Source organism: Archangium sp. (assembly GCF_036389735.1).
Lineage (GTDB): Bacteria > Myxococcota > Myxococcia > Myxococcales > Myxococcaceae > Archangium.
The window spans coordinates 1-6606 of sequence record NZ_DASVWK010000497.1; the positions used below are offsets into that span (position 1 = coordinate 1).

Here is a 6606-nt window from a genome sequence, read left to right on the forward strand (position 1 = left end):
GTGGCGGGGCCGATGGACTCGTGGGGCTGCCCTGAATACAAGAAGGTTGTCGTCAAGCGGGACAAGCTGGAGCTGAAGGAAAAGCTCTACTTCAAATGGAACCAGGCCACGCTCGAAGAGGCGTCGCTCCCGGTGCTCGACGAGGTCGTGCAGGCGCTGAAGGACAATCCGGACTTCCGCGTGCAGATCGAAGGGCACACCGACTCGTCCGGCGCGAATGATCACAACCAGACGCTCTCCGAGCAGCGGGCGGAGACGGTGCTGGGCTACCTCGTGGAGCACGGCATCGCGAAGGAGCGGCTCGTCTCGAAGGGCTTCAGCTCGTCCGTGCCGACCGACACCAACGACACGGTCGCCGGCCGCGAGAACAACCGCCGCGTCGAGTTCGTTGTCAACTTCAACATCTTGAATGACGAAAGCACGAAATGAGAAATCTGAAGACCGGAGTCCTGTTCCTGCTGTTCTCCTTGATGACCGCCTGCGGGCAGCAACTGGTCGAGTTCCCCGGCGATGCCGCTGTCCCGGGTAACGACGCCGGCACCAACGTTGACGCCGGCACCAACGTTGACGCCGGCACCCCGCCGACCGTCGTCTCCACCAGCCCCTCGAACGCCGAGACGTCGGTCGCGGTCAACGCCCCCGTCACCGCGACCTTCAGCACGGAGATGGATCCGGCGACGCTGGCCACGGCGTTCACGCTGAAGCAAGGCATGACCCCCGTGGCAGGAACTGTGGCCTACCTCGGCACCACCGCGACGCTGACCCCCGCGGGCAACCTCGCCCCGAACTCCGTGTTCACCGCCACCATCTCGATCGCGAGCAAGGACCTCGAGGGCCGCGCCCTGGCCATGGACTACACCTGGAGCTTCACCACGGACGCGCACATTATCTCGCCGACGGTCATCGCCACGAACCCGGTGAACGCCGCGACGAACGTGTCGATCAACAAGAGAATCATGGCCACCTTCAACAAGGGGATGAACCCGGCGACGATCAACACCTCGACCTTCACCGTGAGGCAAGGGGCGACGGCTGTCCCAGGTGCTGTCACCTGGTCGGCGGCGACCAACACGGCGACCTTCACGCCGGCCAGCCCGCTTGAACTCTCGCAGCCCTATACGGCGACAATCTCGACCGGTGCCCAGGACGCTTCGGGCAGCCCCTTGGCGACCAACCACGAGTGGAGCTTCACCACGGGGGCCTGCAGCCAATTGCCGCTCGCGCTCAAGTCGGCTGGCGACTTCGCGGTACTGGCTGGCTCCACCGTGACCAGCACCGGTCAGACCTCCATCACGGGAGACCTCGGGGTGAGCCCGGGCACCGCCGTCACCGGGTTCCCGCCTGGAAACCTCATCGGGGCGAAGCACGCGGGAGATCCGACGGCAGCGCAGGGGATCGCCGACTTGACGACGGCCTACAACGAGGCCGCTGGGCGAACGCTGTGTGCGGTCACCGTGGCTGGAAACCTCGGCGGACAGACACTGGCGCCTGGCCTCTACAAGTCGACGTCCTCTCTTGCGATCTCCGCGGGAGATCTCACGCTCGACGCCAAGGGTGACGGGGACGCGGTCTTCATCTTCCAGATGGCGTCCACGTTGACCACCACCGCCGGGCGCCAGGTCATCCTGACCGGGGGCGCCAGGTCCACCAACATCTTCTGGCAGGTTGGCACCTCGGCGACCTTCGGAACGACGTCCAGCTTCCAGGGGACGGTCCTGGCGGATCAAGCCATCACGCTCAATACAGGCGCTGCGCTGAACGGCAGGGCGTTGGCCCGGATTGGCGCGGTTGCTTTGGATGACAACAAGATCGTGAAGCCCGCGCCGTAGGGCGGGAGGGGCAACCCCTCCAGGATACAAGGCTGGATCCCCAGGAAACGTCCCTGAGGGTCCAGCCTTTTCCGAATGGTCGACTGGGTCACGTCACCGTCGGACGGGCAAGCCGTCTGAGCTGTTCGCCTCGACACTGCGCCCGTCCTTGATGCGGTAGGAGACGGCGTGCGGCGTGGTCACGCGCCAAGCGCGCCACTTGCCCGCGGTGTCACAGCGGGGCTTGATTGAGCCGATCCTCCGGGCATGAGCTGCTCGGGGTATGACCCGACCGATTTCCGAAGACTTACGTCGCCGCATCCTCAAGGTGCGGGAGGAGGCCGGCAAAACGTACGAGGAATTGGCCGAGCAGTTCCAGGTCGGCCGAGCCACGGTGAACCGGCTGCTGCTGGGCGGGGCTGCTGCGCCGTACTTTCACGCTTTCGGTGGGGGGAAGTCCCCGGCGTCGTGGGGGGGCAAAGAAGGGCGCCCTACCGCGAGACGGGGACGAGCGTGTCCACCGCGGCGCTGCCCGTGTAGCTGGTGGGCGTGTTGAGGAAGCCCTTGAGCGTCACGCTCCAGGTGCCCGCCACGGGGTGGGGGATGGAGACCGCCTCCGAGACGGAGGTGCCGTTGGCGCTGCTGGCCACCAGGTTGCCGCTCGGGTCGTGGACGTAGAGGTCCAGGTCGAAGGCCGGGTTGCCCCAGGTGGTGGTGATGCGCAGCGCGTGGGTGCCCGCGGGCACGGCGAGCGAGTGGGTGTGCGAGGCCTCGGCGAGGCTCACGTCCACCACGGGCAGCTTCACCGACAGGCCCACGTTGCCACTCCAGCCCGGCAGGGCCGTGGTGACGGTGGTGGTGCGGGTGCCAGCCGACTCGGTGGCGGCGCGCACGGCGGCGTAGGCGTCCGCGTAGCCCGCGCCCACCTCCCACGTCTCGAGCCGCCGCGTGGCGCCGGTGGTGGCGTTCTGCTCGTACATGGGCTTCGCGGTGGACGTCAGCGCCGCCAGCACGCCATCCATGTTGAGCGACGGGTTGACCTCCAGCATGAGCGCGACGAGCCCGCTCAAGTGCGGGGTGGCCATGGAGGTGCCGTCCAGGGCCGCGTAGAAGGGCTCGGGGTGCAGGCCGTCCAGGCCGGTGTAGGGCTGGGCGATGGTGGCCGTGGTGGCGCGCGCCGCGACGATGGCCACGCCGGGCAGGACGATGTCCGGGTGGTGGTTGGCGTCACCGGGGATGCCGCGGCTGGAGAAGCCCGCGAGCTGGCCCGGCAGGCCCTGGGAGAGCAGCGGGTTGGTGGCCGTGCTGGTGTCCTTGGCGGCGCCCGCGCCCACCGAGATGACGCACGGCGAGGCGCTGTACGGGTTGAGCGTGTCCGCGGCCGAGCCGTCATTGCCCGCCGCGAAGGCCACCACCATGCCCGCGTCATAGGCCCGCTTGGTGGCGATGCTCACCGGGTCGAAGGGCGCGAAGTGGCTGCCGCTGGTGCCCCAGGAGTTGGAGATGACGCGGACGTTGTACGTCTCGCGGATGTCCGGGCTCATCAGGTAGTCGAAGCCCTGCAGCGAATAGAGGATGCTGATGGCCTCGCCCGCGCCCACCGCGAGGAGGCTGGCGCCCGGGGCCACGCCCTTGTACTTGCCGCCGGACTTCGCGCCGGAGCCGCCGATGGTGCTGGCCACGTGCGTGCCATGGCCGCTGGTGAGGTCGCTGTTGGGCACGTCCAGGTAGAGCGCGCCGCTCATGCCCGACTCGAGCACGGGGGCCACCACCTTCACGTTCTTCACCAGGTTGGGGAAGTCCCCGTGCGTGCCGTCCACGCCCGAGTCGATGATGCCCACGCCCACGCCCGCGCCGGTCGCCTGGAAGGCCGTGCGTGCGGTGTCCGCTCCGATGTAGGCCACGCTCTGGTCGAGGAAGTAGCGCAGCGGCCGGTCCTGGTAGATGGACAGCAGGCCGAGCGGCTGGAGCGTGGTGCGCAGCGTGTTCAGGAGCGCGGGGGTGACGGGCACCTCCAGCGCCACCATGGGCAGCGCCTTGAAGGAGCCGAGGTTCTCTCCCACGGCGAGGCCCAGCGTGCCCTGGAGCAGGTCCACCGCGGGCGCCACCGCCTCCTGCGTGTTGAAGGAGAGGATGAGCGTCTTCACCAGCCCATCCGTGGCGAGCCCCGGGTCCACCACGGCCTGCGTGAGGGCCGCCTGGGCCTGGGCGCTGGAATAGGCGGCGGTGCAGGCGCTCATGGTGGTGACGGGCTGCTCCACGACGGACTTCTTGCTGCCCCCCTGGAGCGCCGCCTGTCCCTGGCGGCTCTGTGCCTGGGTGGCGTCCGACTCGGTGCTACCGCAGCCGGTGAAGAGGGCGGTGGTGGTGAGGGCGAGGCCCAGCGTCTTCAGGGGATTCATGTGTGCTCCTGGGGGAAAGACGGAGCGCCCGCGGGGGACCCGCGGGCGCTCTCTTTCTATTATTGATTCAGGACTTCCTGTTTGGATCCGTTTTCCCGATTAAGTGTTCGGGTGCAGGTAACGGGCCATGTGCAGGGTGCCGTTGACGTCGACGGTGATGGTCTGGTTGGGCGTGCCCACCGGGACGCTCGGGACGCCGGACTCGCGCTCGGGGATGATGATCGTCTTGCCGTCGAAGGTGACGACCTGACCCGGCGCCGTCACGGGGTGGCCCACGATGTTGAGGATGATGGCGCCCACGTCCGCGGTGGCACCCGGCAGGGTGAGCACGGAGGCGGGGATCTTCACGGGGACGGCCGGGGTGCTCACGCCGTCGACGTTGATGCAGCGGTTGGGCGAGATGTTGAGCTCCGGCAGGGTGACCGAGATGGAGGGCACGTACTGCGAGATGCCGGGGACGAACACCATGTCGCCCTCCGTGCCCACGTTCATGCCGGGCACGCGCACCGAGTAGCCGAGGATGACCTGCTCGTGCTCATCCAGGTGGACGCCGACCGGCTGGGTGTCGCTGTCGCTGCCCGGGACCACGACGGCCACGGCCGGCGTGGCGACGGTGACGGAGTCGACCTTGCTCATGACGTAGACGCAGGTGGGCTCGGCCAGCGCGAGGCCCGGAACGCACACACCAGCAACCGCGGCGGCACCAACGAGGAAACGCTTCAGGGAGGGGGTGGTCATGGCTGTTCTCTCCAGGGTGGTCATGCGACAGGGGGTAATGGGACTCGGTGCGCCAGGGGGCTGCCCCGGGCTTCATCGCGTCCTCGATGATTAATTGGAAAAAGCCCGGGCTTTTGGATCCGCCGGATTAAAAATTTCTTTTCGGGCTATTTCCGGCGCGGCGCGAGGTAGCGCGCGTTCTCGTCGGAGTCGGCGGGGCCGAGGACGATGGACTGCTTGGGCAGGTCATACGTGACCGGCTCGGGAGGGGCGCCGTGCAGGGGCAGGAAGAGGGTGCGGCCCTCGAGCGTGAGGACGTGCCCGGGCACCGTCACCGGGGTGTCCTGGAGGGTGAGCGCGATGTCCTGGACTTCCAGGAGGGCACCCGGACCGTCGTCGAGTACCGACGTGGGGACGGAGACGGGAACGGCGAGCGTGCTCACGCCCAGGTTGGAGCACGTCCGCGGTCGTCCGTGGGGTGCTGGCAGGGCATGGAAGGCGGCTCCTGCCTCGGGCCCCGCGTCCAACCCGGCGGATGCAGGGACGAAGAGGACGAGGGCGGGGGTGGCCACGGTGACGGTGCCCACCTGGCCCAGTACGTAGGCGCAGGGCGGCTCGGTCAGGCTGAGGCTCCCGACCATCAGTCCCGCGAGCACCGTCCCGGACAGGAGCGGCAGCCACGGGTGGCGGGACACACATTGCTCGAGCGAAGGGAGAGGACTCACCTGTCAGGTATTGAACCCAGGGGGCGGGAGTGGATCTCCCGAGGGACGCCGGGTGGCTCAGTACACCTTGAGGGTGAGCTGTACCTGGGGCTTGTCGAACACATCCGTCGCGGAGACGGTGAACTCGTACGAGCCCGCCTGGGTGGGCGTGCCGGAGAGCACGCCCGTCGTCCCCAGGGTGATTCCCGGGGGCAGCGTGCCGGTGTAGCTCCACTGGAGGGTGCCCGCGCCACCGGTCGTCTGGAGGGCATGGGTGTACTCCGTGCCCACACGCGCGTCGGGGACGGCACGGGTCCTCATGCACAGGCTCAAGGAGCGGCATGAGCCGGTGGTGAGCTGGAGGGTGCGGGTGACGACCTGGGGGGGCTCGTCGGAGTCCGTCACCCGGACCTCGAAGGCGAAGGTGCCGACCTGGCTCGTCATCCCCTCCACCCGCCCGGTGTCCTTCAAGAGGATGCCGGCGGGCAGGGCGCTGCCGGAGACGAGTTCGAAGCGGTGGGGCGGGGTGCCTCCGGTGGCCGACACCTGGTCGACGTAGGCCATGTCGCTCGGGACATCGGCCAGGATGGCGGGCCCGGCCAGACGCAGCAGGGGCCGGATGAGCACGGTGCGCTCCTGGCTCGTGTGCTGGGGCGGCGTGCCCTGGTCCATCACCGCGAGGGTGAAGCGGAAGTCTCCGGCCGCGGTGGACCTGCCGGAGAGCTCACCCCGGGCGTTGAGCGACAGGCCCGGAGGCAGCTCCCCCAGGAAGGAGAAGGTATAGGGCGGAGTGCCGCCGCTCGCCTGGAAACGGTAGAGGTAGTTCCCCGTCTCCAGCCCCACCGGGGGCACGTCCGGCTCGAACACGAGCGCGGGGGCCGTGACACCCCCGTCCGTGTCCGAGGGGAGCTCGGGGGTACAGGGCCCCCGCTCACCGCAGTCCGGCAGGCAGACGCCCTCCGGCACGAGGCACGT

The 6606-nt window shown here is 68.6% G+C and carries 6 protein-coding genes; 2 read left to right on the plus strand and 4 right to left on the minus strand.

What is annotated here, in order from left to right:
* Positions 1 to 429 (plus strand): OmpA family protein (locus VF794_RS17430; protein WP_331111819.1); only part of this gene is annotated, 429 nt, incomplete at its 5' end.
* Positions 426 to 1829, plus strand: coding sequence for an ice-binding family protein (locus VF794_RS17435; RefSeq protein WP_331111821.1), 1404 nt, complete (start codon positions 426 to 428; stop codon positions 1827 to 1829). The genes VF794_RS17430 and VF794_RS17435, both read left to right, overlap by 4 nt.
* Before the next feature lie 470 nt (positions 1830 to 2299).
* Here the strand turns inward: VF794_RS17435 and VF794_RS17440 are convergent, their stop codons facing one another.
* From VF794_RS17440 to VF794_RS17455, 4 genes are all read right to left on the minus strand, one after another.
* Positions 2300 to 4210 carry a S8 family serine peptidase gene (locus VF794_RS17440; RefSeq protein ID WP_331111823.1) on the minus strand — a complete coding sequence of 637 codons (1911 nt, stop codon included), beginning with the start codon at positions 4208 to 4210 and terminating at the stop codon, positions 2300 to 2302.
* A 99-nt stretch (positions 4211 to 4309) separates the two neighbouring features.
* Positions 4310 to 4948 carry a hypothetical protein gene (locus VF794_RS17445; RefSeq protein WP_331111825.1) on the minus strand — a complete coding sequence of 213 codons (639 nt, stop codon included), beginning with the start codon at positions 4946 to 4948 and terminating at the stop codon, positions 4310 to 4312.
* A gap of 146 nt (positions 4949 to 5094) precedes the next feature.
* Complete coding sequence (locus VF794_RS17450; protein ID WP_331111827.1) at positions 5095 to 5622, minus strand: hypothetical protein; 528 nt, start codon at positions 5620 to 5622, stop codon at positions 5095 to 5097.
* 87 nt (positions 5623 to 5709) lie between these two features.
* A partial coding sequence (locus VF794_RS17455) for an Ig domain-containing protein (RefSeq protein ID WP_331111829.1) occupies positions 5710 to 6606 on the minus strand: 897 nt, incomplete at its 5' end.

Excerpts from the sequence above, each read along its gene's own strand:
- VF794_RS17445 (WP_331111825.1), bottom strand. The coding sequence starts at position 4,948 with ATGACCACCCCCTCCCTGAAGCGTTTCCTCGTTGGTGCCGCCGCGGTT.
- VF794_RS17440 (WP_331111823.1), bottom strand. The coding sequence starts at position 4,210 with ATGAATCCCCTGAAGACGCTGGGCCTCGCCCTCACCACCACCGCCCTC.
- VF794_RS17435 (WP_331111821.1), top strand. The coding sequence starts at position 426 with ATGAGAAATCTGAAGACCGGAGTCCTGTTCCTGCTGTTCTCCTTGATG.